This window comes from Xylanibacter brevis P6B11 (genome assembly GCF_000621825.1).
Classification (GTDB): Bacteria; Bacteroidota; Bacteroidia; order Bacteroidales; family Bacteroidaceae; genus Prevotella; species Prevotella brevis.
In genome coordinates this window covers 62,564-86,716 of sequence record NZ_JHXG01000012.1, presented here as the reverse complement: position 1 = coordinate 86,716, position 24,153 = coordinate 62,564, and the positions used below count along the sequence as shown (strand labels likewise).

Here is a 24,153-nt window from a genome sequence, read left to right as displayed (position 1 = left end):
GCGGATCTTCTTGATGAAGTCCGCCGTTCTTTATTAGTTAATTAAGCTGTTGCTTGATAAAGTTTTCGAGTTCTACGCCTCTTAACTCTTTTGCTATGATTTTTCCATTGTTGTCTAAAACCATAGTGAATGGAATTGCTCTTACTTGGAATCTTTTTGCTGGTTCAGATTGCCACCCTTTCAAATCGGAAACTTGTGGCCATGTGAGTCCCATGCTTTTGATGGCTTTTTTCCATTCATCTGCATCCTCATCAAGAGAAATACCAATGATGCCTAAGCCTTTTGGCTGATAGTCCTTGTATAGCTTCACAATGTTGGGCATTTCCCTGCGACATGGGTTGCACCATGAGGCCCAGAAGTCGAGAACTGTTATCTTATGTTTACTAACCTCGCTCATGATGCTCAGTGGTGCTCCATCGGGTGTAGTCAGTGTGAAATCTTTAATTTCTTTTCCTACTGCTAGATCCTGATAGGCCGATATACGCTCTCTTAACTCTTTGATAAGCTGGCGCTTTTTGAATTTTTCAGGCATCTTCTCAATCAGTTCAGAAGCCTTCTCTGGTGTAAGTGCCTCTTCGTTGATGGGAATGTTGACTACTAGGTAGTAGCCAAATTCATTGTCGATATTGTCAGAAGCAAGTTCAAGAATTTTGTCAAGCATTTCTTTCTGCAGATTCTTGTATTGCTGGAATATGGCCATCTGCTGCGCTTCTGTCATCTCGTCAGGTTTTGCCGTCATCATCAACTCTTCAGCTTTCTTCGCATATTCAGTGTTGATATCCTCGAAAATCTGCAATCCATCATTGGCTTTAGTTCCTGATACCTTAGAATTACCATCAGCAGAGAAATGAATCTTGATGGTTCCAGGTTCTTTGAAGAACGATACCGAATTCATAGATGCGGGTGCTCCTAGCAAATAGAGGGCGGCCGAATCTACTTCTCCTTCGTATTCGAACTTACCATTACTGATGGTTAGCGTGTCGGTTGGATTACCAAAGGCGTCAACAATAAACAGTGTGTCTCCGTCAGACATTCCTTCAGTAGTTCCCTCAATCTTATAACTGTTTGAGTGACATGCTGAAAAGAAAAGGGCTAAACTAGTTAGCCCAATAGATAATTTATGAATCTTCATACAATATTATTATACTAGATATTGATCGCTGATGCTCTCGTTTGCAATCACGCGGCGAATAGTCTCGGCGAACATGTCTGCAACTGAGATCTGCTTAACCTTTGCGCAACGCTGAGTGTAAGGAATTGAATCGGTAAATACAATTTCCTCAAGAGCAGACTCTTGAACTCTTTCACTAGCAGGTCCGCTCATCACGCAGTGCGAAGCACAGGCTCTAACGCTACTTGCGCCGGCAGCCATCATTAGATCGGCAGCCTTAGTGATGGTACCAGCGGTGTCAACCATATCGTCGATGATTACAACGTTCTTACCTTCTACGTCACCAATGATTTGCATAGACTCTACTACGTTTGCTCTAGCACGAGTCTTGTTGCAGAGAACCAGTGGACAACCAAGATATTTGGCATATGTGTTAGCGCGCTTTGAACCACCGACGTCAGGAGATGCAATGACCATTTCCTTTAGCTTCAAACTCTGTAGATAGGGGAGAATAACGCCTGACGCGTAGAGATGATCTACGGGAACATCAAAGAAACCTTGAATCTGATCTGCGTGCAAGTCCATCGTGATAACACGGTTAACTCCTGCGGTGCTAAGAAGATCGGCTACGAGTTTCGCACCAATTGAAACGCGTGGCTTATCTTTTCTGTCTTGACGCGCCCATCCAAAATAGGGGATAACAGCATTGATGGTACGGGCAGAAGCACGTTTTGCTGCGTCAATCATAAGCAACAGTTCCATCAAGTTGTCACTAGAGGGAAATGTGCTCTGCACCAAGAATACATCGCGACCACGAATTGATTCTTCGTAAGACACTGCGAATTCTCCGTCAGAGAACTTTGTCATCTGCATTTTACCTAAAGGGCAACCCAAACTTTGACAGATTTTTTCAGCCAGGTACTTAGTTGCTGTACCTGAGAATACCATGTAGGAGTTTTGTGTACTCATTTTTTTATTGTATAATCGAAAATTAACTTACTGCCTTTTGTAATTTCTGGAAATGTGTGATCAGCTCTTTGAAGTCTTGACCATGATGAATACTAAATCTATTCCATATATCACCACAAATCACAACTCCGCCAAAGCCAAGATCTTTCATTTCTTTTATATTATCCAGGCATATACCACCCATAGCGTATACATGTCTGTCAATTAATCCTTTCTTCGACGCATTTCTCAAACTTTCCATGTCGAGTGTCTGTTTGTCGTCAGGATTACTATTGCTATCAAAGATCGTCTTCAGGAAAACATAATCGTTGCGCTTTTTGGCATCATGAAGTTCTTCAATGCTATGGCATGTACAACTTGTATGTCCTTTGTATCCTTCAGGCTTTTCAATATCTGCAGCGTCAAGATGAATGCCGTGCAGCCCATATTCTTCTTTCAGGTAGAAATGGTCGTGAACAGTAATCTTTTTATAATAGTCTTCAGAGAGAAGGGTAAGAAGCCGTTCAGAATAAACTGGTTCTGAACCGGGCTTGTATAGATGCAGATTCTCCATGCCTTCTTCAAAAAGACTTGTCAGAATCTTGTCTTCTTCCACGAAAAACGTGGCTCTTGTAAGGATGATAAGCTTCATCTTTTAAGCCATTATTTTATTACGTTATAAAGAATTTGCTGTTTTGCGATGCAAAGTTACTAAATAAAATCCGTATTGAGTAATATTTCAAGTTTTTTTTTGTTTTTGTTCTTTATCTTTGGATTTTCTACAGATGTATATCAATAAATACACATCTTTTAATTGTTGAAGTGGATAACCTGCACTTTTTATTATTATCTCACAATTTTACCCTGAAGAACGTTGTTTTTTGATTCAACGTTTTTCAGGGTAAAACACGCAGACAAGACAATCGCATCTTGTCTTTCTTAGTTTCCAATACCCGAGAAACCCATGAAGGCGAGGCTAAGCAGGCCGGCTGTGACTAGTACGATAGCCATACCTTGCATGCCCTTGGGTACGTCGTTTAGTGCCAACTGTTCGCGAATGCCGGCAAACACGGTTAGAGCTAGGCCAAAGCCAATTGCCGTAGATAGGGCATACATCACAGAGTGAGCCAAAGACATTTCTTTCTGAATAACTAGGATGGCGACACCCAGCACGGCACAGTTAGTAGTGATAAGTGGCAAGAAGATACCCAATGCCTGATACAGAGTTGGAGAAACTTTCTTCAGTACAATCTCTATCATCTGAACAAGTGAGGCAATGACTAGAATGAAAGCAATAGTTTGCAAATACTCTAGATGGAAGGGTACTAGCAGGTAGGATTGTACCAACCATGTGACTAATGTGGCCAGAACCATAACAAAGGCTACTGCTGCCGACATTCCCAATGAGGTGTCTATCTTTTTAGAAACGCCCAAGAAGGGGCATATGCCCAAAAACTGCGCCAACACAATGTTGTTGACAAAGACAGCACTTATGAAAATCAGTAAGTATTCCATATTCTTGTAATATCTTTATTGAAAATTATTTCCTTGCAGCAATGCTAAAAGGGATATATATTATCGTTCTGTTATTTTTCTGACTAATGCAATAAGATAGCCTAAAGTTATGAATGCACCAGGAGCCAAGACGAATAGCAGAATGTTGTATTGCTCGGAGATGATAGTGTAGCCGAAAAGAGAGCCTGCACCTAGCAATTCTCGAACCATGCCTAACAAGGTAAGTGCCAGCGTGAATCCTAGTCCAATGCCAATACCATCGAAAAGCGATGCCAGTGGCGTGTGTTTGGATGCAAAGGCTTCAGCGCGCCCCAGAATGATGCAGTTGACAACAATAAGTGGTATGAATAGTCCTAGTGCCTTATCGATAGCAGGCAGGTAGGCCCGAATGGTCATCTGTAGGATGGTGACGAAGGCTGCAATCACAACGATGAATACAGGTATGCGAACCTTGTCGGGCGTTATACTTTTTAGGCACGAAATGACCACATTGGTGCATATAAGAACAACCATGGTAGCTAAGCCCATTGAAAGACCATTGATGGCTGAAGACGTGGTGGCAAGTGTAGGACACATGCCAAGCATCAGTACAAAGGTAGGATTCTCTTTGATGATGCCATTCTTGATAATTTGTATAGCTTTCATTTCACTTATTCCTTCTTATCTTTAGTTTGTGGAGTGGCTGCTGTTTCTTCATCGATAGACATTGTTTTATAAGCACGATAGGCATTGTTGACAGCTAAAAGAAATGCTCTACTTGTAATGGTAGATGCAGTAATAGCATCTATGGTACCACCGTCCTTTGATACCGTGAGAGGCTTAGCGGGGGATAGACCAATGATGGAGCTTTTTTGTCCACTTTGAAACCACTCAGTGACCTTGGCGCCTAGTCCAGGCGTCTCGGCATGTTCTAAAATTGTGTAGCCCAAAATTTTGCCCTGGTTATTGAATCCTACCAATACACGCAGCTTGCCGCCAAAGCCATTGGTGGTGCTTTCCACAGCTGCACCAAGCTCATTTTGATAAACTAAGAATAGTTGCGGTTTGCCACTATCGTCGGTTTGCTGAACTGTGTCTGTGCGGCTGACGCAGATGTCGTCTGCCTGCATCACTGCCTTGATGCCATCGGCTAAAGCCTTCTGCTGCTGTAAGGCAATAGGTTCACTGGTTATATGGTTTACACTGGCTAGTACGATGCTCATAATAATAGCAACTCCCGTAAGTACCAGCACCATATTTATTAATGATGATTCAAGCTTTCTCATTTCTTGATCTCCTCTCCGAATCTTTTTGGTTTCATGTAATTGTTGATGAGTGGTGTGAAGGCATTCATGATAAGAATGGCAAATGACATGCCCTCAGGATAGGATCCCCAATTGCGGATAACAATGGTGAGCAGACCGATGCAAACACCATATACAAGCTGACCACGGGCGGTCATTGGAGATGTAACATAATCAGTGGCCATGAAGATGGCACCAAGTAATAGCCCGCCACTTAGAATGACGGTAGTCGGGTCTGCGTAAATCGGGTTAATAATATGCATTACCGTGCTGAATAAGAAAACCGTTGCAATGATGCTGACGGGAATATGCCAGGTGATAATGCGTCGCCATAACATAAAGGCTAAACCTAACAAGAGGGCTAGTCCGCATATCTCACCGATGGTTCCTGCGCCACCGCCAATAGAATGGTTGCCTAGCAATAGGTGAAAAGCATCAGGTAACTGATCGAGTACGGCCGCATCGCCCGTTTGAATTGCCTGCTTCATAACGGATAGGGGGGTGGCACCAGTGATAGCATCTGTATATTGCCATAACTGGCCGGGCTGGGGCCAACTAGTCATCTGGGCAGGAAAGGCAACAAGCAGTACACAACGACCAACCAAAGCTGGATTGAATATATTATTACCGAGACCACCAAACGTCATTTTGGCTACACCTATGGCAAATAAGGCGCCGATAATAACAATCCAAATTGGTAGGTTAGATGGTAGGTTCATGCCTAGAAGAAGGCCTGTCAAAGCTGCTGATCCATCGAGAATGCTACATGTCTGGCGGCCCATTACATACTTGGCGATGAACCACTCGAAAAATACACATGCTATAACACTGGAAAGGCAAACGACAATAGAGCCAATGCCAAAATAAACAAACGATACCAGCAAGGCAGGTATTAGCGCGATGATGACACCATACATATTGCGCTCTACGGAATCATTTCCGTGAGCATGTGGCGAAAGAGATACTATAAGTTGTTTCATTTTATTTGTCTTGATTTAATGATACCCATAACGGTGCTCTTACCTAAGCGGATATTGTCCAGCAACGGACGATGCGCAGGACACGTGAACTGACACGAACCGCATTCTATACAACTGACGATGTCGTTGCGCTCGGCACGTTCCCATTCCTTGAAAGCTGAAAGCTTTGCCAAAAGATAGGGTTCAAGTCCCATCGGACATGCGGAGACACATTTGGCGCAACGGATACAGGGGGCAGGTGTCCGACGACGAGCTTCATCGCCCGAGAGGACTGTTACTGCATTTGTACCTTTGCAGATAGGCACCTCGGTAGAAGTGAGTGCTTTACCCATCATAGGTCCACCAGCCAAGACTTTGTTGTCGTCTTCCGGCATCCCTCCGCATAGATTTATCAGTTGTAGCATAGGAGTACCTATACGCACTAGATAGTTTGCAGGTTTCGATAGCTTTTTACCTGTAACAGTCGTATAGCGTTCGATAAGTGGTTTGTGTTTCATAACTGCTTCATATACAGCGTAAGCAGTACCAACATTCTGAACTATTGCTCCAACGTTGACGGGGATGGCTGGCGGTGCTGGTACTTGGCGCCCAATGACTGCGTCAACCAACTGCTTTTCGCCTCCCTGGGGATAGCGTTGCTGTAGAGGTACTACCTCAACCTTGTAATCTGAGTTACAGAACACTTCGTTGCATTTTTGCTTGAGAAGCTTGATAGCTGCGGGCTTGTTAATTTCAATGCCAATATAGCCTCGTGTCACCTTGGCTGCTTTCATTAACAATTCCAGTCCTACAAGTATCTCATCACTATGCTCCATCATCAGACGGTAATCGGCTGTTATATAGGGTTCGCACTCTACGGCATTAATTATCACACACTCGGCCTTGGCTTTTGGTGGCGGACAGAGTTTGATAAATGTCGGGAATCCTGCTCCACCCATACCGGTGACACCTCCTAACTTGATTCGATTCACAATCTCCTCGGGCGTCAGCTCAGGATGGTCTTTCACTAATTCTAGTTTTTCTGTTCGGTCGATAGAAGGTTCCCATTCGTCACCTTCCACGTTGATAAAAATGGCAGGTTTGCGATAGCCTGTGGCATCAATGGCGGTATCTATTTTGAATACGATGCCACTGACTGATGAATAGATGGGAGCCGACACAAAACCACCAGCCTCGGCTATTAACGTACCGACCTTAACAAAATCTCCCTTCTTGACAACAGGCTTGGCTGGAGCACCGATATGTTGCGACAATGGAAAGATGGCTTGTGTGGGCAATGGGGCTGACTGGGTTGGCACTTCGTGGGTCAACTTGTTCTCATCCGGGTGAATACCACCTATGCTGAATGTCTTAATTTTCATGCTTCTACCTCCTTTTTTACTTCTGTGTTCTTGGGTAATGGGAAATTGACAGCTTGGATGGCCTTTGTAGGACAAATAGCTACGCACTTCTTGCAGAGACGACATTTCGTGAAGTCAATGTAGGAGAGGTTTTCTTCTATGGTAATTGCTTCGAACTGACACTCTTTTGCGCATTTGCCACAACCAATACAGGCGGATTTGCAAGCCTTCATGGCAATTGCGCCTTTGTCACGATTGACACACGAAACAAAGACTCTTCGATTCTTTGGGCCCTTCTTGCGTAATTCGATGATATGTCGAGGACAAGCTTTGACGCAAGCACCACATGTCACACATTTATTTTCGTCAACTTCGGGCAGACCGGTTTCTTTATTCATGTGGAGGGCGTCAAACTGACAAGCATTTACACAATCGCCACACCCCAGGCACCCATAGCCGCAGGCGGTCTCGCCTGCACCACAGGCATTCATTGCGGCACAGGTGCGCAGACCGACATATTGAGAGATTCGAGGACGATTCTCACATGTTCCGTTGCATCTTATCACGGCAACTTGTGGCTCACCATTTGCAACAGTCATGCCGAGGAGATTTGCTACTTGCGACATGACTTCGGCACCACCCACAGGACAACTGATTCCTTCGATGCTACCTTTGTCAGACTCTTTGACTAGAGCTTCGGCCATGGCGTTGCAACCTGCAAATCCACATCCACCACAGTTGGCTCCTGGTAGCAACTCGTTGACGCGGGCAATGCGGGGATCTTCGAAGACCGCAAATTTCTTAGAGCAGACAAATAGTACGATGGCTGCAACAAATGCGATGCCTCCAAGTATAACGACTGCTATAATAATTGAATTCATAAAGTATAAATTATTAGTGTTATAGTTATTTGTTTTTTAGGTATGTTCAATGTAGAATGTCGCGAAATTGGCCACTTTCTTTCGATATAGCCATAGGATGCCGTAGTAGGGTACAAGTGCACTCAGAGATAGTAACGAGGCTAGTCCTTCGCTGGTGTGTTGCCACAAAAGCAGTGACAAGATGACTAAGAGCAGGAGTAATGGTAGGATAAATCCAAGAAACAAAGCCTGAAAGGCCATTCGACGTGTGGTATACACCACAACGGAATCGCCAGCTTGATAGGTTGTTGACTGAACATCGAAGACGTCGATGATTTTCTCCTTTGACTCAGAAACCTGGCAATGGGATGAAATCTGACAAGTTGCACAGGCTGACTGCTGTACAATCTTAACCCTTACATGGGTGTCAGAGGTCGATAATACGGTGCCTTTGTGGCGTACTATTTCTTCCATATTGAGGGCAAAGATACAATAAAATCAGAATTAAGACGAAGAAAATAATGTCTTTTTTAAATATTTTCCGCATTTATTTGCAGATACAATTTTTTTTTGATATTTTTGCAGTGATATTTGATAGAAAAGCATATGAAAGCAACAGAAAACACCATGCAGCAAATCCAACGAGCTATTAGGAAAATAGCTGAGAAGTTCCCAGTAAATGACGAGGCAGCTTTGCTGACAGATATTCATATCCGCGTATCGCAGGATACAGGTGAATTGTTGGCTTTTGATGATGACGACAATGAGATTACACGTTGCGTAGTTGAGCAATGGATAGATAATAAGGATGATGATTTCTATGAGGCCATCGCAAAGGATATCCGTCAATGCATTAGTCAACAAAAAGAGATGGTGGAGAACTTGTCGATTCTGAAACCATATTCTTTTGTGTTGGAGAATGATGATTGCGAACATATTACAGAGTTGTATGTTGTTGACGACGATACCGTGATAATTGATCCTAACCTGATGGAAGGATTGGATGAAGAACTGGATAACTTTCTGGCAGAACTTTTAAAAAACTAAACTGTAGCCTTATATCTGATGACAGATACATCAACTGACATATCTTCATCGTGGCTCTTGCGTCTGAACAGTTGGCGTGAGGATCATATTAGCGAGCGCATGCTTGTGCTCGTTTTAGCTTTCTTGGTAGGCTTGCTAGCTGCGGTAGCAGCCTTTGTACTTCACTCTATCATTCGGCAGATTGGTCATTTCCTGACCAGTTCTTTTAATTCAGAATCTTACAACTGGTTATATTTGGTTTATCCCGTTGTAGGTATCTTTCTAACGATGCTTTTTATAAAGTATGTTGTGAAAGATAATATCTCGCATGGTATCACTCGCATCTTATATGCAATCAGCTCGAATCGTTCGCGATTGAAAGCACATAATACATGGACGTCGGTTCTGGCATCGGCTATCACTATTGGTTTTGGTGGCTCGGTGGGTGCAGAGGCTCCGATTGTGCTAACGGGTTCCGCCATCGGTAGTAACCTGGGAAAAGTGTTCGGGCTTGACCGTAAGACTATGATGCTGCTTGTGGGCTGTGGTGCTGCAGGTGCCATAGCCGGCATTTTTAAGGCTCCCATTGCCGGTTTGGTTTTCACACTTGAGGTATTGATGATAGATTTGACAATGGCCTCATTAATGCCTATTCTGGTGTCTTGTGTTACAGCCACTTGTTTTACTTATATATTAAGTGGTGGAAATGCTCTATTTACATTCCATCTTGATGAAGAATGGACGGTTGAACGTATTCCTGCTTGCATTTTCTTGGGTGTGTTCTGTGGACTTGTGAGTCTCTATTTTATTAGAACCATGAGCTTTTGTGAGGGCATCTTCGCAAGATTGAAGAACCGTACGTATGTTAAATTGTTGTTAGGAGGCGCGCTGCTGAGCGGGCTAATCTTCTTGTTTCCGGCATTGTTTGGAGAAGGTTACGATTCTATTAATTTGTTGATTAATGGTACTGACGAGGCCGACTGGGATGCCATCTTGAATAACTCGTTGTTTTCTGGACATAGTCATTGGCTGATTATATACATAGCATTGGTTTTGTTGACAAAAGTCTTTGCTACATCTGCAACGAATGGTGCAGGTGGTTGTGGCGGTACTTTTGCTCCCAGCTTGTTTGTGGGATGCTATAGTGGCTTCCTTTTTTCACGTCTGTGGAATATCTATCAGGTTGGTGTTCATGTACCTGAAAAGAACTTTGCACTGATGGGCATGGCCGGTGTTATGTCTGGCGTAATGCATGCACCACTGACGGGTATCTTTTTGATCGCAGAACTTACGAGTGGATATAGTCTTTTCCTGCCCCTGATGATTGTATCTGTCAGCTCGTTCTTGACGATTAATATTTTTGAATCGCACAGCATTTATAGTGCACGACTGGCAAAAGAAGGTAAACTGATTACGCATCACACCGATCACGCTGTGCTGACACTGATGCAATTGAGTAGTGTTGTAGAGAAGGATTTTTTATCGGTGGAACCTGATACAGAGTTGAGAGACATCGTCAATAAAATAAGTCGTTCTCATACCAGTGTCATACCCGTGCTTGATGCCGGTGGTATGTTGCAGGGTGAGATAGACATAACCAAGATACGCAATGTAGTATTTCGTATCGAACTTTACCATCATTTTACTGCTCGACAGTTGATGCAGGAGCCTGCTGCTGTATTAAGTGACCAATCGCCAATGACCGATGTAGTGAAAGTGTTCGAGCAGACACATGCCGACTGGCTACCTGTACTCGACAACGAGGGCCGTCTTGATGGGTATATTTCGCGTCAACGCCTGTTTACACAGTACAGAAAGATGGTGGCAGATATGAGTGAGGAATAGCATGACAAAAGAAGATTTAAGAATCGTTTTTATGGGTACGCCCGAATTTGCGGTAGAGACCCTTCAAACTTTGGTTGAAAACAACTATCAGGTGGTGGCTGTCGTGACACAGCCAGACAAACCAGTAGGGAGGCATGGCTCGGTTCTGCAGCCATCGCCAGTAAAGCAATACGCTCTCAGTAAAGGACTGCCTGTGCTGCAGCCTGAGAAAATGAAAGATCCCAGTTTCATCGAACAGTTGAAAGGGTATCATGCCAATTTGCAGGTGGTGGTAGCCTTCCGTATGTTGCCAGAGGTGGTGTGGGCTATGCCTGAATATGGTACGTTTAATGTTCATGCTGCGCTGCTGCCTCAATATCGTGGTGCCGCACCTATCAACTGGGCTGTTATCAATGGTGAAACCAAAACAGGAGTTACGACCTTTTTCTTAGATCACTACATAGATACAGGACGTATTATTGAACAAATGCCTTTTGATATTCCAGACGATGCAGATGTTGAGTATGTATATGACGGGCTGATGCATCTAGGCGCGAAAATATGTCTAAGTACTCTGAGTAAGATTGTGGATTCAAATGGTCATCCTGCAGCTTGCGATCAATCTTCTTTGATCGAGACTGAGTTGAATCATGCCCCAAAGATTTTTAAGGAAACCTGTATGATTGATTGGAATAAATCATGCAAAAAGATATATGATTTTGTTCGCGGACTATCACCTTACCCTGGCAGTTGGACAACCATGACAGATGGCGAAGGACACGAAACCGTGATGAAAATATATAAGACTCGCAAAACCAATCTTCCCACCAAAGGAAACGTGGGACAATTAATAGCAGATAAAAAGCACTTGTATGTTTGTTGCGAAGATTTCCTGCTACAAATTGAGGAATTGCAATTAGCTGGTAAAAAGAGAATGGAAGCTACGGCCTTTCTCAATGGGGTGAAAGATATAGAAAAATATTTTGTTCGTTAGTATAATATTTATATGGGTCAGTACGTTATGATAATAAAAACGATCAATAAAAACATAATATATTGGCCTATGCAAATATTTACTCCCGAAGAAATGAACCCCAGTGAGAAGGTGATTAAACTCATTAAACAGATAGCTTATACCTATCGCGTAAATAACAAAGAGGCTTACTGCCTGAATTAAATTTAAAAACATTTAAACTAATAGTAAGAAATGACCATTGTTTCACCTTCAATGCTCTCTGCTGATTTCCTGCATTTGGAACGCGACATTCAGATGATTAATCGTTCTGAAGCCGACTGGTTGCATGTTGATGTGATGGACGGCATGTTTGTTCCTAATATCTCTTTCGGTTTTCCTGTTATCGAGGCAGTTGCCAAGGTATGTACAAAACCTTTGGATGTGCATTTTATGATTGAACGTCCTGAGAGGTATATCAGCCAAACGGCGAAACTAGGTGCAATGATGATGAATGTACATCAAGAGGCTACGGTGCATTTGCATCGCACCATTCAGGAGATACATGATGCAGGTATGAAAGCTGCAGTGACCCTGAATCCATCAACACCTGTTTCGGTGTTAGAAGATGTGATTTCAGAAGTAGAGATGGTGTTGTTGATGAGTGTTAACCCCGGTTTTGGCGGTCAGAAGTTTATTGAGAACACAATCAATAAAGTGAAACGATTGCGCCAAATGATTGACGAAAGTGGTAGTAGAGCTTTGATTGAGATAGATGGAGGTGTACAAAAAGAAACGGCACCACGTCTCGTAGCTGCAGGTGCCGATGTATTGGTAAGCGGCAGCTATATTTTCAAAGCTGCCGATCCCGAGTCTGTCATCAAAGAATTGAAGGCTTTATAAGTCTTAACTACAAGTTGCTATAGCTGAAGGGCAAGTTCCATTTTGTTTTCTTTCGCCATTTTACGCAAGTTAAAAATGGCGTAGCGCATACGTCCAAGTGATGTGTTGATGCTAACACCTGTGATCTCGGCAATTTCCTTGAAAGAAAGTTGCTGAAAGAAACGCATGTAAACTACCTCGCGCTGTGTGGCAGGAAGGGTGTTCATCAGTCGAGTAACATCATGCAGAACTTGCTCGTTGACCAATTCAGATTCACGACAATTGTCCATTATGGATGCTCCACGTAAGTTCTGTAGATCGTTTTCTTTGTTTGGTTCAACAAAATGATGGTTTTGCTGCTGACGATACCAATCCATCATTACGTTATGGGCAATGCGGCTAACCCAAAACTGGAACTTTCCAGTATCGGCGTAGTGTCCGCTTTGTAACTTCATGATAACCTTGACAAAGGTCTCTTGGAAGATGTCGTCTGCGATATCGTGATCGCGTACCACGAACATAATATATGTAAACAACTTGCTCTTGGTGCGATCTAATAATTCATCAAACGCACGATTATTGCCTTTAGCATAGAGCAGTGCCAACTGTTCGTCGGTAACTCCTTCAAATTTCTTCATATTGTTTTTATTTTAATAATGAAGTAATTTTGTTTCGATAGGCAATAATTTTTAGATTGATGAGTTATTAATAATGGTTTTATTGGGTACAAAAGTATATAAAAACTTCATAACAGCCAAACTTTTCGTTAAAAAAATCGCTTTTCTTTGATTTTTGAGGTAATTTTGCAGGCGATTATGAGATATTTCATCACATTAAGTTACGACGGAACTCGATTTCATGGATGGCAGGTGCAACCCAATGGAATTTCTGTGCAGGGAGAGTTGCAAAAAGCTCTGTCCCTTATTTTACGTGAAGAAATAGCTATCACTGGTGCAGGACGCACGGATGCAGGAGTTCATGCCTCGATGATGATTGCGCACTTTGATACGGTAAAAGAGTTTGACTGCCATCAGTTGTGTTACAAGTTGAATAGGTTGTTGCCTCAGGATATTGCTATCCAGCGGATAGAACCTGTTGACGAAGATTTGCATGCACGTTTTTCGGCTACATCGCGCACGTACCATTATTTCATTCATACATATAAGTCTCCTTTTTTACGTCATTATTCATGTGAAATGCATTATGAACTGGACTTTAAGAAAATGAATGAGGCTGCCATGATTCTGATGGAGTATGAAGACTTCGGCGCTTTTTGTAAGAGTCATTCAGATGTAAAGACGACCCTCTGTAAAGTAACTCATGCAGAATGGAAAGAACTTAAGGATGGAGAATGGCGCTTTGAGATAAGTGCGAACAGGTTTTTGAGAAATATGGTGAGGGCTGTCGTTGGAACATTAGTTGAAGTTGGTCGAGGCCGTCTTTCGCTAGATGATTTTCGTCACGTGATAGAAGGAAAACGTCGTACGGAAGCCGGAGAATCGATGCCTGGAAATGCCTTGTTTTTAGTAGATATCAAATATTAATATGTGGTTATTACTTGCATTCATGTCTGCAGCCCTTTTGGGTGTGTATGACTCTTTGAAAAAGAAAGCACTGAAGGATAATGCGGTTATTCCTATTTTGTTTCTTAATACATTGTTTTCGTCGCTTATATTCATTCCATTCATTGTTTTGAGCTATATGACGCAGTCGTTAGAAGAAACGCCTTTTCTGGTGGCTGCAGGAGGATGGGAATGTCATAAGTATATTGTACTGAAGGCCATTATTGTGCTTTCTAGCTGGGTATTAGGATATTTTGGCATGAAGCATTTGCCACTTACAATAGTTGGACCAATTAATGCGACACGACCTGTAATGGTGCTGATCGGTGCATTGTTGGTTTTTGGCGAACGTTTAAATACCTGGCAGTGGATTGGTGTGTCGCTGGCCATCGTCTCTTTTCTTTTGTTGAGCAGAAGCGGAAAAAAAGAGGGAATAGACTTTAAGCATGACCAATGGATTTATATGATTGTTGGCGCAGCAATACTGGGAGCCATAAGTGGCCTTTATGACAAGTATTTAATGGCACCCGTTGAAGCTGGTGGGGTAGGGCTAGACCGCATGATGGTACAGGCATGGTATAACATCTACCAATGCATCATGATGTTTGTGATGTTGATGTTGTTGTGGTGGCCTAAAAGAAAGGAAAACACCCCTTTTCACTGGGATTGGGCTATTATTGGCGTAAGCCTCTTTCTGTCAACGGCTGATTTCGTTTACTTCTATGCATTGTCACTTCCTGAGGCTATGATCAGTATTGTGTCGATGGTCAGAAGAGGTAGCGTGATAGTTTCGTTCTTGTGTGGCGCAGCGTTCTTCCATGAGAAGAACCTGAAAGCTAAAGCCGTTGATTTGGCCTTGGTGCTGTTGGGAATGATATTCTTGTATATTGGTAGTTAAACGAGTAAAAAAATCGTTTATCGTGCAAGTAATAGAAAAATAATTAGTACCTTTGCAGACAAATTAGACGGACTATTATGGTATACAATATTTTTAAAGGGCTAGGAATTGCGCTCGTAACCCCTTTTAAACAAGATGGCTCTGTAGATTACGACGCTATTTTGCGATTGGTTGACTATCAATTAGAGAACGGCGCAGATTTCTTTTGTATTCTAGCTACTACAGGAGAGACTCCCACACTGACACAAGAAGAAAAGTCAAAAATCAAAAATCTGATTGTAGATAGAGTGCAGGCTCGTGTTCCCATTTTGATGGGTTGCGGCGGTAATAACACAGCTGCTGTGATTGATGAGTTGAAAAATGGTGATTTTAAGGGCGTTGATGGCGTGTTGAGCGTTTGCCCATATTATAATAAACCTTCGCAGGAGGGACTTTATCAGCATTTTAAAGCCATAGCTGCTGCCACAGAACTTCCAGTAGTCCTTTATAATGTGCCTGGACGTACGGGTGTAAACTTGAAAGCAGAAACAACTGTTAGATTGGCACGTGACTGTAAGAATATTGTTGCTATTAAGGAAGCCTCCGGCAACTTGGAGCAGGTGGACGAGATAATCAAGAATAAACCTAAGGATTTTGATGTTATTTCGGGTGATGATGCATTAACCTTCCCCATGATATCGTGTGGTGCCGTGGGCGTTATCTCGGTTATTGGCAATGCGCTACCAAAGGAATTCTCTAAGATGATTCGTTTGCAAATGAAAGGTGAGTATGATCCTGCACGAAAGATACATCATCGATTTACGGATTTGTTCTCGCTGCTCTTTGTTGACGGCAACCCCGCTGGTGTTAAGGCAATGCTACACGAGATGGGTTTCATTGAAAATGTTTTGAGGTTGCCTTTGGTACCAACCAGGATCTCAACACTTCAACGTATGAGTGAAATAATGAAGGAGCTTAAAATCTAAGCTCCTTTTTTTATGACTCACTCGTTTTGCTGTGTTGATGGAATATAAAACAGAAATAGTTTTAAAGTGCCGCTATTCGTTCTGAATACTGGCACTTTTGTTTGCTAATAGTGCCACTATTCCGCCTTAATGGTGCCACTTTCGCGTCTTTCGACTTAAGTCGTGCGACCTGTTGACTTAAGTCGTGCGACCTGTTGACTTAAGTCGTGCGACCTGTTGACTTAAGTCGTGCGACCTGTTGACTTAAGTCGTGCGATCTGTTGACTTAAGTCGTGAGATCTGTTGACTTAAGTCGTGAGATCTGTTGACTTAAGTCGTGAATTAAAAAAGCGGCGCTTTTCAGTTACTAAAGCGTCGCTATTAGGTTGGAAAAGAGCTTCACTAAAATGATTCAACTAAAACTCCTAGCCAAAGGGCGAGGGGAGTACGCTCTTTGACTACGAAGAACATTGGTTATGTTCGCTTACTTTAGCTTCTTTAGTTCTGTTGATGCAGCAACAAAAGCACGTTGCCAATCTGTGTCAAGAGAGAACCGTGTTACACTCTCGGCATTGGAAAAGTAAAACAAAACTAATTCTTTCTCTGGGTCTTTGAAGAAGGGATTAGAATAGCTGACATCCATAAAGAGGTTTAGAACTTTAAGCTGATAGGATTTGGGCTGATTCTTAATGTCAACCAATGTTTTACAGTATAAATTGATAAACTGATATAAAGCGTATGCTTGATCATCGAGTACAGAGGCTGGAGCGTCTGGCATCAGCTCTTTCATCTTCATACCCATATAGTTTAAAGCATCAAGCTCAAATCTGTTCACGTCTTTAATGATCTGTGTCGAACGGGGATTATCTATGTGTTCTTGCGTGATTTTTTTTACTTCCGCATAGACCGCTTGCGCAGATGAGCTAATATAAGTTGTGAAAAGCAACGAACAAACTATTATTATCTTTTTCATATTATAACTGAGGATATTAATGTATTTTTGTAAGTGTAAGATGATGATCTATGCAAGGAGGCAGCTCATCTGGATAGTGAGTCACAAAGATGAGTGACTTATGAGGCCTCTGGCAAAACGTCTCAATGATGTCTTTGACCAACTGTTGGTTGTGTAAATCCAAACCATGCATGGGTTCATCGAGAATAAGAAGCTCAGGGTCTTTGACAAATGCACGCGCCAAAAGAACCATTCGTTGTTCTCCGCTCGACATCATCATAAATGAACGAGTGGCTAATTCCTCTATACCAAATAAACGCATCCACCACATGCATTGTTCGCGCTCTGCTTCATTTGGGCGTACATATAATCCAATGGTGTCTTTGAGACCACTAGCTACTACTTGTAGTGCGGGGAGACTGTGTTTGTAGGCACGATGCATTTCTGGTGATACGTATCCAATACGGCGTTTGATATCCCATATTGTTTCGCCGGATCCTCGTTGATTACCAAACAGTGTGATGTCGCATGCGTAAGCTTGAGGATTGTCGGCAGCAATGAGTGACAACAGAGTCGATTTGCCGGAACCATTGGAACCGGAAAGCGACCAACATTCCCCTTCATGAATTTCCCAATTTACGTTCTCCAGAATCTGACGATTTCCATAGCGAATGCCAACATCTTTCATCTTGACAACTAAGTTGGATGTAGATGTGTGTATTGGAGTTTGTAGATTCAAGAGTTCCTTTTTCTTTCTGTAGCTAATGCTCTGGGGATTAGAGTGAAACAGTTCTTTTTGTGTTGAATAGATAACCTCGTCAACATATTCAGGTATGTCTTCTGGTTTTGTAAGAAGAATGTAAAGCGTGAGATGCTCTTCTTTAACTAGTGAATAGAGCAGATTGCGCAACGAGTCTCTGGACTCAGCATCTAATCCAATGAAAGGATTATCAAGAATTAAAGTGCTAGGATGCGAAAGTAGCTGTTTCACCAATTGATACTTGCGCAACTCTCCGCTAGAGAGTAATATGACGTACTTATCAAGCTCGTCATTCATAGCAAACAATCTGTAGAGACGCTGTTGATAATTACGCCGTTCAGGATTGTCATCACCTGTAAGAAGGAAAGTCTGCTCAAGAATCCCCCCAACGGTAGGCGTCTCTTCGTCGATGTCGTGTTGGTTCCAGCGTTGCTGAAGATAATAAGCACGATCTGTAAACATCCCATATGAATCGCAGAAAGCCATGTACCGAACCCGATCACTGGCCAGTTGGCGACGAAGTTTATCTACAAATTGGGTTTTGCCGCTGGCATTAAAACCAACAATCGCTATGGTTTTGCCTTTTTCCATACTTTATCCTGGTTTTTATTCACAAAATCCTTCCATCCCTTATAGTGTGGTGCATCGGAAATGGGAGAGCGCATTTGAAGATAGTGACAATAGGCGGCTGCCAAGGCGTCGGTGGCATCCATGAATTTGCTCATTTCCTCTTGTTGTATATGAAGTAAACGCTGAAGCATGCCAGCCACTTGCTCTTTCGATGCATTTCCATTACCTGTCAATGCCATCTTTATCTTCATAGGTGCGTATTCATGAATGGGAACCCCATGTTTGATGGCTGCAGCAATGGCAACACCTTGCGCTCGGCCAAGTTTTAACATTGACTGAACGTTTTTTCCAAAAAACGGAGCTTCAATAGCCAATTCGTCTGGAAGATATGCATCAATGATACCCGTAACTCTCTCAAAAATATAGCCTAGCTTAAGATATGCATCGCCAAACTTGCGTAAGTCGATGATACCCATGGTAATCATTTGAGCTTTTCCGTCGCAGACTTTAAGTAAGCCATATCCCATGATATTTGTTCCAGGGTCAATTCCAAGTATAATTTTTTCCATTTCAATGTGCAAAGTTAGCTAAAAATTCCTGTATACTATAGTAAATTAGCTAAAATAATATGCTCATATTAAAAATCTTGTCTAAAAATTTGCGGAAATCAATTATTTGTCTTATTTTTGCAAAATAAATCCACACCATTAATTTATTAACGATGGATCAGGAAGGTAAATTTGAGTCACAAATTAACAGAAGTGACTATAAAATCTTAATTGTTGACGATGTCGTCAGCAATGTTCTTCTATTGAAGATACTGCTGTCTAATGAGAAGTTTCAGGTATGTACTGCAAACTGCGGAAATATGGCCATTGAGCAAGCGAAGGCAGAGAAGCCAGATTTGATTTTGCTTGATGTTATGATGCCAGATATTAGTGGTTTTGATGCTGCTATCATTTTGCGTAAGGATCCTGAAACAAAAGATATTCCCATCATATTTCTTACTGCACTTAATAACCCAAGTGACTTGGTAAAAGGTTTCCAGGTGGGAGCTAACGATTTCTTGACGAAACCCTTCAATAAGGATGAGCTGTTGGTTCGTGTGATGCACCAAATAGCACTTGTCGCTGCAAAGCGCATTATTCAAAAGCAAAATAGCGATTTGCAGGCGACTATCAAGAACCGCGATAAGATGTATTCGGTTATTGCTCATGACTTACGCTCGCCAATGGCGTCAATCCGTATGGTTTTGAACCTAGTGATGTCGGCTGTGACTCCAGATATTATTGGTCCTGAATTATTTGATTTGTTGGATAAGGCGAACAAAGAGTCGGAGGATTGTCATGACTTGCTGGATAATCTTTTGAAATGGACGAAAAGTCAGACCGGACGACTCAATGTCGTTCAGCAGGAATTGGATTTGAATGACATCATTCCAGGTGTCGTTGAAATATACAATATGATTGCCCTTACCAAGAAGATTAAACTGGTCTATACGGGTAGTAAAGATCCTGTCGTCGTTTTGGCAGATAACGATATGCTGAAAACTATTGTCAGAAACTTTATTTCTAATGCCATTAAGTTCAGTCCTGATGAGAGCACTATTGAGATTTCGATGAAACCTGAGGGTGAATTCGCCAAAATTAGCATCAAGGACCATGGTGTTGGTATAAGCCCTGATCGCATAGAAACATTATTCCATAAAGGTGAAACGACCTATGGAACCGATGGCGAAGAGGGTAGTGGATTAGGACTACAACTTTGCAAGGATTTTGCCACGAAAATTGGTGGAGACGTTATGGTAGAATCTGTATTGGGAGAAGGATCTACGTTTAGTGTTGTCGTTCCCCTAAAAAAATAAGATATCTGATAATTGACGATTGAAAAACATGCGCATGGTTAATTAATGTAAATACGGTGCAGTTTTTCAATTGTCAATTGTTTATATCAAAGAATTTTTGTACCTTTGCAAGCAAATTCAAGTAGCGCTTCTTTCCTAGAAGCGTTTTTTAAAATCAAACAAAACAAATTTTGAAATTAGTATATTAGTTTATGTATACAAAAGATGAACTCCAAAAGATGGATATACCTCAGTTGATGGAAATTGCCAACAACCTAGGTGTAAAAGTTTCTCAGGATGATAGTCTGGAAAAGGTTATCTATGACATTCTGGACAAAGCGGCTATTGATACCGCAAATAATACCAATGAGGCTCCGAAGAAAAAACGTACTCGTATTGCCAAGAAAGACACAGACAAAGTTTATACGGTAAAAGGAAACGAGGGAGAAAACTACGACTTGAAAAGCGGAAAGAAAACTGCCTCGGAAGCGCCTTCTCTTTTCACAGAGGAACAACCTGCTGCAGAGGAAACTCAAAGCGAAGAGAAATCTGCTCCCAAAAAGCGCGGTCGCAAGCCAAAAGTAGCTAAAGAGGAAATACAAGAAGCTACAGAAGAAGTGGCAGTGCCCGCAGAAGAACAGCCAAATGAAACGGTGGTTCCTGAGGAATCTATTGCAGAAATTCCTGAGGAAGCGCATATTGATTCAGACGCCTCGGAGATGTTGGATGAAGGCATGATTAATCAGCTACAAGAAAAAATGTCTCATCACGGATTGTTAGAGGATTTTGAAGTTGAGGATGATGACGTTTGGCCTGGTGACCCAGGCGATGGTACCGACTTTATTACAGTAGTCGATATTCCCATAGAAGATCAAGCTGCCATTCCAACATTGGATATGTTTGATCGCCCCATGATTCAACAGCCAGATACTTCATTCCCTTCAGCACCAACCGTTGCACCTCAAATCGAGAAATACGACTTTGAAGATATTATCAAAGGTAATGGTGTGTTGGAGATCTTGCAGGATGGTTATGGATTCCTCCGCTCCAGCGACTATAATTACCTTTCATCACCCGATGATATTTATGTTTCGCCACAGCAGATCAAACGTTTTGGATTGAAAACAGGCGATGTGGTAGAATGCACCGTTCGCCCTCCACAAGACAATGAGAAATATTTCGCAATGTCTAATGTGGAAATGATCAATGGACGCATACCTTCTGAAGTTCGTGACCGTGTTAGTTTTGAACATCTGACTCCACTTTTCCCTGAGGAGAAGTTTAACTTGTGTGGTGAAAAGGCTACAACAAATCCTTCAACTCGTATTGTTGACTTATTCTCTCCAATTGGTAAAGGACAGCGTGCATTGATTGTGGCACAGCCTAAGACTGGTAAAACAATCCTGATGAAAGACATCGCTAATGCAATTGCTGCCAATCATCCAGAAGCGTATATCATGATGCTGCTCATTGATGAACGTCCTGAGGAGGTGACAGATATGAGTCGTACAGTTAATGCTGAAGTGATTGCATCTACATTCGACGAACCCGCAGACCGTCATGTAAAAATTGCTGGTATTGTTTTGGAGAAAGCAAAACGTATGGTTGAATGTGGCCACGATGTGGTTATCTTCCTTGACTCTATCACGCGTCTGGCGCGCGCATACAATACGGTATCTCCCGCAAGTGGTAAAGTACTTACCGGTGGTGTGGATGCCAATGCACTGCAAAAACCAAAGCGATTCTTTGGTGCTGCGCGAAACATTGAAAATGGCGGTTCGCTGACTATTATTGCAACTGCGTTGGTAGATACGGGTTCAAAGATGGATGAAGTCATTTTTGAAGAGTTTAAAGGTACGGGTAACTCGGAAATTCAGTTGGATCGTATGCTCTCTAACAAACGTATATTCCCTGCAGTCAATCTTGTTCAGTCATCAACACGCCGTGATGACCTGTTGCAGGATACAACTACACTTAACCGCATGTGGATTATACGTAAGTTTATCAGTGAGATGAATCCTATTGAGGCGATGAATACTGTACGCGACAGACTTGTACAAAGTAGGAATAACGATGAATTCCTTATGTCAATGAATGGATAATTAACAAACTATTAAAAACAAATTAAAATTATGGCAAAAATTGTAACACTTGGTGAAATTATGCTTCGTCTCTCACCACAGGGTAACGATCGCTTCATTCAGAGTGAGTCTTTTCGTATCATTCCTGGTGGCGGTGAGGCTAATGTAGCTATTAGCGTGGCTAATTATGGTCATGAGGCATATTTTGTGTCAAAACTGCCCAAACATGAGATTGGCCAGATTGCAGTAAACGCTTTGCGTCGTTATGGCGTAGATACACGCTTTATTGCACGTGGTGGCGATCGCGTTGGATTGTACTACGCAGAAACAGGAGCATCTATGCGTCCTTCAAAGGTTATATATGACCGTGCACATTCTTCAATTGCTGAAGCCGATCCAAAGGACTTCGATTTTGATGAGATCATGGAAGGTGCACAGTGGTTCCATTGGAGTGGTATCACACCTGCTATTAGTGATAAGGCAGCAGAACTTACCCGTTTGGCCTGTGAAGCAGCTAAGCGTCATGGCGTGACGGTGTCTGTCGATCTGAATTTCCGTAAGAAGTTGTGGACCAGTGAAAAGGCTATCTCTGTGATGCGTCCTCTTATGAAGTATGTTGACGTATGCATTGGTAACGAAGAAGATGCTGAACTCTGCTTAGGATTCAAACCAGATGCAGATGTCGAAGGCGGACAAACGGATGCTGCAGGTTATGAAGGCATCTTTAAGCAGATGATGAAGGAATTCGGATTCAAGTATGTCGTTTCGACATTGCGTGAGTCATACTCTGCAACGTTTAATGGTTGGAAAGCGCTGATTTACGATGGTAAGGAATTCTATCAGTCAAAACGTTACGAAATTAATCCCATTATCGACCGCGTTGGTGGTGGCGATTCATTTTCAGGTGGCCTGATACACGGTTTGCTGACAAAAGAAACACAAGGTGAAGCTCTCGAATTTGCAGTGGCAGCCAGTGCGCTGAAACACACTATTAATGGTGACTTCAATCTGGTTTCTGCCGAAGAAGTAGAGGCTTTGGCAGGCGGCAATGCCAACGGACGTGTTCAACGATAATATGACACATAAAGAAGAACTACTACTATGGCAAAATTTGATAAAATAGCTGTACTAAAAAAGATAGGTGATACAGGTATGGTGCCTGTTTTCTACCACAAAGACTTAGAAACATGTAAGAATGTAGTAAAGGCCTGCTACGAAGGAGGTGTACGCGCATTCGAGTTTACTAATCGTGGCGATTTCGCACATGAGATTTTCGGAGAGTTGGTAAAGTGGGCAGACATGGAATGTCCTGAGCTGGCATTAGGAATTGGTTCTGTTGTAGATGCTCCTACTGCTGCATTATATCTCCAGTTGGGTGCAAACTTTGTTGTTGGTCCTCTGTTCAACCCAGAGATTGCGCCAGTTTGCAACAGACGACTGGTTCCATACTGTCCTGGATGTATGACTGTATCTGAAATAGGTAAAGCTCAAGAGTTGGGTTGTGATCTGACAAAAGTATTCCCTGGTGATGTGGTTGGACCGAATATGGTGAAAGGTTTGAAGGCACCAATGCCTTGGTCTAAAATCATGGTCACTGGTGGCGTAGCTCCAGAAGAAGAGAACCTGACCAAGTGGTTTAAAGCAGGCGTATTCTGTGTAGGTATGGGATCAAAACTCTTCCCAAGCGACATCGTTAAGGCTGGCGATTGGCAGTACGTGACCAACAAGTGCAAGGAGGCACTGGGTTATGTGGCAAAAGCTCGCGCTTAATATAGTCACCGCAATATTATTTCTTTCAGCTTGTTCACCGTCTAATAGACAA

At 42.4% G+C, this 24,153-nt stretch carries 25 protein-coding genes; 11 read left to right on the top strand and 14 right to left on the bottom strand.

All coding sequences use genetic code 11. The features are described from left to right. Positions 1 to 37: 37 nt before the first annotated feature. From T496_RS0108140 to T496_RS0108095, 10 genes are all read right to left on the bottom strand, one after another. Positions 38 to 1,132 carry a TlpA disulfide reductase family protein gene (locus T496_RS0108140; RefSeq protein ID WP_027450324.1) on the bottom strand — a complete coding sequence of 365 codons (1,095 nt, stop codon included), beginning with the start codon at positions 1,130 to 1,132 and terminating at the stop codon, positions 38 to 40. Between the two features lie 9 nt (positions 1,133 to 1,141). After that, positions 1,142 to 2,080 (bottom strand): ribose-phosphate pyrophosphokinase, encoded by a 939-nt coding sequence (locus T496_RS0108135; RefSeq protein WP_027450323.1) that lies wholly within the window; start codon positions 2,078 to 2,080, stop codon positions 1,142 to 1,144. Positions 2,081 to 2,102: 22 nt separating this feature from the next. Next, on the bottom strand, positions 2,103 to 2,711 hold the full coding sequence (locus T496_RS0108130; RefSeq protein ID WP_027450322.1) for a thiamine phosphate synthase: 609 nt from the start codon (positions 2,709 to 2,711) through the stop codon (positions 2,103 to 2,105). Between the two features lie 287 nt (positions 2,712 to 2,998). Beyond that, a complete protein-coding gene (gene rsxA / locus T496_RS0108125) occupies positions 2,999 to 3,574 on the bottom strand; it encodes an electron transport complex subunit RsxA (protein WP_027450321.1) in 576 nt (191 codons plus the stop codon). 60 nt (positions 3,575 to 3,634) lie between these two features. After that, complete coding sequence (gene rsxE, locus T496_RS0108120; RefSeq protein WP_027450320.1) at positions 3,635 to 4,219, bottom strand: electron transport complex subunit RsxE; 585 nt, start codon at positions 4,217 to 4,219, stop codon at positions 3,635 to 3,637. 5 nt (positions 4,220 to 4,224) lie between these two features. Further along, positions 4,225 to 4,839 carry an RnfABCDGE type electron transport complex subunit G gene (locus T496_RS0108115; protein ID WP_027450319.1) on the bottom strand — a complete coding sequence of 205 codons (615 nt, stop codon included), beginning with the start codon at positions 4,837 to 4,839 and terminating at the stop codon, positions 4,225 to 4,227. After that, entirely contained in the window at positions 4,836 to 5,837 is a 1,002-nt protein-coding gene (locus T496_RS0108110) for an RnfABCDGE type electron transport complex subunit D (protein WP_027450318.1), read from the bottom strand. Before T496_RS0108110 ends, T496_RS0108115 begins: the two co-directional genes overlap by 4 nt. Next, positions 5,834 to 7,198 carry an electron transport complex subunit RsxC gene (gene rsxC / locus T496_RS0108105; protein ID WP_044110890.1) on the bottom strand — a complete coding sequence of 455 codons (1,365 nt, stop codon included), beginning with the start codon at positions 7,196 to 7,198 and terminating at the stop codon, positions 5,834 to 5,836. Before rsxC ends, T496_RS0108110 begins: the two co-directional genes overlap by 4 nt. Then, positions 7,195 to 8,058 (bottom strand): Fe-S cluster domain-containing protein, encoded by an 864-nt coding sequence (locus T496_RS0108100; protein ID WP_027450316.1) that lies wholly within the window; start codon positions 8,056 to 8,058, stop codon positions 7,195 to 7,197. The genes rsxC and T496_RS0108100 overlap by 4 nt, the downstream gene beginning before the upstream one ends. Before the next feature lie 36 nt (positions 8,059 to 8,094). Next, positions 8,095 to 8,511, bottom strand: coding sequence for a SoxR reducing system RseC family protein (locus tag T496_RS0108095; protein WP_027450315.1), 417 nt, complete (start codon positions 8,509 to 8,511; stop codon positions 8,095 to 8,097). A 132-nt stretch (positions 8,512 to 8,643) separates the two neighbouring features. On the opposite strand from T496_RS0108095, the gene T496_RS0108090 reads away from it, so the two are divergent. From T496_RS0108090 to rpe, 4 genes are all read left to right on the top strand, one after another. Beyond that, entirely contained in the window at positions 8,644 to 9,084 is a 441-nt protein-coding gene (locus tag T496_RS0108090) for a hypothetical protein (RefSeq protein WP_027450314.1), read from the top strand. A gap of 18 nt (positions 9,085 to 9,102) precedes the next feature. Next, entirely contained in the window at positions 9,103 to 10,908 is a 1,806-nt protein-coding gene (locus T496_RS0108085; RefSeq protein ID WP_027450313.1) for a chloride channel protein, read from the top strand. A 1-nt stretch (position 10,909) separates the two neighbouring features. Continuing rightward, complete coding sequence (fmt, locus tag T496_RS0108080) at positions 10,910 to 11,881, top strand: methionyl-tRNA formyltransferase (protein ID WP_027450312.1); 972 nt, start codon at positions 10,910 to 10,912, stop codon at positions 11,879 to 11,881. A gap of 213 nt (positions 11,882 to 12,094) precedes the next feature. Then, positions 12,095 to 12,742 (top strand): ribulose-phosphate 3-epimerase, encoded by a 648-nt coding sequence (rpe, locus tag T496_RS0108070; protein WP_027450311.1) that lies wholly within the window; start codon positions 12,095 to 12,097, stop codon positions 12,740 to 12,742. A 17-nt stretch (positions 12,743 to 12,759) separates the two neighbouring features. On the opposite strand, the gene T496_RS0108065 is transcribed toward rpe, so the two are convergent. Continuing rightward, entirely contained in the window at positions 12,760 to 13,359 is a 600-nt protein-coding gene (locus tag T496_RS0108065; RefSeq protein ID WP_027450310.1) for a sigma-70 family RNA polymerase sigma factor, read from the bottom strand. Between the two features lie 174 nt (positions 13,360 to 13,533). Here T496_RS0108065 and truA point away from each other — a divergent pair, with 174 nt between their 5' ends. From truA to dapA, 3 genes are all read left to right on the top strand, one after another. After that, positions 13,534 to 14,265, top strand: coding sequence for a tRNA pseudouridine(38-40) synthase TruA (gene truA, locus T496_RS0108060; protein ID WP_027450309.1), 732 nt, complete (start codon positions 13,534 to 13,536; stop codon positions 14,263 to 14,265). A 1-nt stretch (position 14,266) separates the two neighbouring features. After that, a complete protein-coding gene (locus T496_RS0108055; RefSeq protein ID WP_027450308.1) occupies positions 14,267 to 15,181 on the top strand; it encodes a DMT family transporter in 915 nt (304 codons plus the stop codon). Between the two features lie 77 nt (positions 15,182 to 15,258). Next, positions 15,259 to 16,146, top strand: a complete 888-nt coding sequence (dapA, locus tag T496_RS0108050; protein WP_027450307.1) for a 4-hydroxy-tetrahydrodipicolinate synthase — start codon at positions 15,259 to 15,261, stop codon at positions 16,144 to 16,146. Positions 16,147 to 16,609: 463 nt separating this feature from the next. On the opposite strand, the gene T496_RS0108045 is transcribed toward dapA, so the two are convergent. The 3 genes from T496_RS0108045 to ruvC are packed head-to-tail and all read right to left on the bottom strand — an operon-like array spanning position 16,610 to position 18,976. Continuing rightward, the gene (locus T496_RS0108045; protein WP_027450306.1) at positions 16,610 to 17,098 is read right to left on the bottom strand and encodes a hypothetical protein; all 489 of its coding nucleotides are present in this window, start codon (positions 17,096 to 17,098) and stop codon (positions 16,610 to 16,612) included. A 16-nt stretch (positions 17,099 to 17,114) separates the two neighbouring features. Beyond that, positions 17,115 to 18,428, bottom strand: a complete 1,314-nt coding sequence (locus T496_RS13730; protein ID WP_052342137.1) for an ATP-binding cassette domain-containing protein — start codon at positions 18,426 to 18,428, stop codon at positions 17,115 to 17,117. Further along, positions 18,407 to 18,976: a crossover junction endodeoxyribonuclease RuvC gene (gene ruvC, locus T496_RS0108035; RefSeq protein ID WP_027450305.1), complete on the bottom strand. Its 570-nt coding sequence runs from the start codon at positions 18,974 to 18,976 to the stop codon at positions 18,407 to 18,409. Before ruvC ends, T496_RS13730 begins: the two co-directional genes overlap by 22 nt. A 152-nt stretch (positions 18,977 to 19,128) precedes the next feature. Here ruvC and T496_RS0108030 point away from each other — a divergent pair, with 152 nt between their 5' ends. The 4 genes from T496_RS0108030 (at position 19,129) to T496_RS0108015 (ending at position 24,101) form a co-directional block, all read left to right on the top strand. Then, positions 19,129 to 20,271 carry a hybrid sensor histidine kinase/response regulator gene (locus tag T496_RS0108030; protein ID WP_027450304.1) on the top strand — a complete coding sequence of 381 codons (1,143 nt, stop codon included), beginning with the start codon at positions 19,129 to 19,131 and terminating at the stop codon, positions 20,269 to 20,271. Between the two features lie 191 nt (positions 20,272 to 20,462). Beyond that, positions 20,463 to 22,352, top strand: coding sequence for a transcription termination factor Rho (gene rho, locus T496_RS0108025; protein ID WP_027450303.1), 1,890 nt, complete (start codon positions 20,463 to 20,465; stop codon positions 22,350 to 22,352). A 30-nt stretch (positions 22,353 to 22,382) separates the two neighbouring features. Beyond that, complete coding sequence (locus tag T496_RS0108020; RefSeq protein ID WP_027450302.1) at positions 22,383 to 23,405, top strand: sugar kinase; 1,023 nt, start codon at positions 22,383 to 22,385, stop codon at positions 23,403 to 23,405. A gap of 27 nt (positions 23,406 to 23,432) precedes the next feature. Next, complete coding sequence (locus T496_RS0108015) at positions 23,433 to 24,101, top strand: bifunctional 4-hydroxy-2-oxoglutarate aldolase/2-dehydro-3-deoxy-phosphogluconate aldolase (RefSeq protein WP_027450301.1); 669 nt, start codon at positions 23,433 to 23,435, stop codon at positions 24,099 to 24,101. The last annotated feature ends 52 nt before the right edge of the window (positions 24,102 to 24,153 follow it).

What these genes read in the sequence shown, in the direction of transcription:
- T496_RS0108140 (WP_027450324.1), bottom strand. Translation starts at nt 1,132, where the DNA reads ATGAAGATTCATAAATTATCTATTGGGCTAACTAGTTTAGCCCTTTTC.
- T496_RS0108135 (WP_027450323.1), bottom strand. Translation starts at nt 2,080, where the DNA reads ATGAGTACACAAAACTCCTACATGGTATTCTCAGGTACAGCAACTAAG.
- T496_RS0108130 (WP_027450322.1), bottom strand. Translation starts at nt 2,711, where the DNA reads ATGAAGCTTATCATCCTTACAAGAGCCACGTTTTTCGTGGAAGAAGAC.
- rsxA (WP_027450321.1), bottom strand. Translation starts at nt 3,574, where the DNA reads ATGGAATACTTACTGATTTTCATAAGTGCTGTCTTTGTCAACAACATT.
- rsxE (WP_027450320.1), bottom strand. Translation starts at nt 4,219, where the DNA reads ATGAAAGCTATACAAATTATCAAGAATGGCATCATCAAAGAGAATCCT.
- T496_RS0108115 (WP_027450319.1), bottom strand. Translation starts at nt 4,839, where the DNA reads ATGAGAAAGCTTGAATCATCATTAATAAATATGGTGCTGGTACTTACG.
- T496_RS0108110 (WP_027450318.1), bottom strand. Translation starts at nt 5,837, where the DNA reads ATGAAACAACTTATAGTATCTCTTTCGCCACATGCTCACGGAAATGAT.
- rsxC (WP_044110890.1), bottom strand. Translation starts at nt 7,198, where the DNA reads ATGAAAATTAAGACATTCAGCATAGGTGGTATTCACCCGGATGAGAAC.
- T496_RS0108100 (WP_027450316.1), bottom strand. Translation starts at nt 8,058, where the DNA reads ATGAATTCAATTATTATAGCAGTCGTTATACTTGGAGGCATCGCATTT.
- T496_RS0108095 (WP_027450315.1), bottom strand. Translation starts at nt 8,511, where the DNA reads ATGGAAGAAATAGTACGCCACAAAGGCACCGTATTATCGACCTCTGAC.
- T496_RS0108090 (WP_027450314.1), top strand. Translation starts at nt 8,644, where the DNA reads ATGAAAGCAACAGAAAACACCATGCAGCAAATCCAACGAGCTATTAGG.
- T496_RS0108085 (WP_027450313.1), top strand. Translation starts at nt 9,103, where the DNA reads ATGACAGATACATCAACTGACATATCTTCATCGTGGCTCTTGCGTCTG.
- fmt (WP_027450312.1), top strand. Translation starts at nt 10,910, where the DNA reads ATGACAAAAGAAGATTTAAGAATCGTTTTTATGGGTACGCCCGAATTT.
- rpe (WP_027450311.1), top strand. Translation starts at nt 12,095, where the DNA reads ATGACCATTGTTTCACCTTCAATGCTCTCTGCTGATTTCCTGCATTTG.
- T496_RS0108065 (WP_027450310.1), bottom strand. Translation starts at nt 13,359, where the DNA reads ATGAAGAAATTTGAAGGAGTTACCGACGAACAGTTGGCACTGCTCTAT.
- T496_RS0108055 (WP_027450308.1), top strand. Translation starts at nt 14,267, where the DNA reads ATGTGGTTATTACTTGCATTCATGTCTGCAGCCCTTTTGGGTGTGTAT.
- dapA (WP_027450307.1), top strand. Translation starts at nt 15,259, where the DNA reads ATGGTATACAATATTTTTAAAGGGCTAGGAATTGCGCTCGTAACCCCT.
- T496_RS0108045 (WP_027450306.1), bottom strand. Translation starts at nt 17,098, where the DNA reads ATGAAAAAGATAATAATAGTTTGTTCGTTGCTTTTCACAACTTATATT.
- T496_RS13730 (WP_052342137.1), bottom strand. Translation starts at nt 18,428, where the DNA reads ATGGAAAAAGGCAAAACCATAGCGATTGTTGGTTTTAATGCCAGCGGC.
- ruvC (WP_027450305.1), bottom strand. Translation starts at nt 18,976, where the DNA reads ATGGAAAAAATTATACTTGGAATTGACCCTGGAACAAATATCATGGGA.
- T496_RS0108030 (WP_027450304.1), top strand. Translation starts at nt 19,129, where the DNA reads ATGGATCAGGAAGGTAAATTTGAGTCACAAATTAACAGAAGTGACTAT.
- rho (WP_027450303.1), top strand. Translation starts at nt 20,463, where the DNA reads ATGTATACAAAAGATGAACTCCAAAAGATGGATATACCTCAGTTGATG.
- T496_RS0108020 (WP_027450302.1), top strand. Translation starts at nt 22,383, where the DNA reads ATGGCAAAAATTGTAACACTTGGTGAAATTATGCTTCGTCTCTCACCA.
- T496_RS0108015 (WP_027450301.1), top strand. Translation starts at nt 23,433, where the DNA reads ATGGCAAAATTTGATAAAATAGCTGTACTAAAAAAGATAGGTGATACA.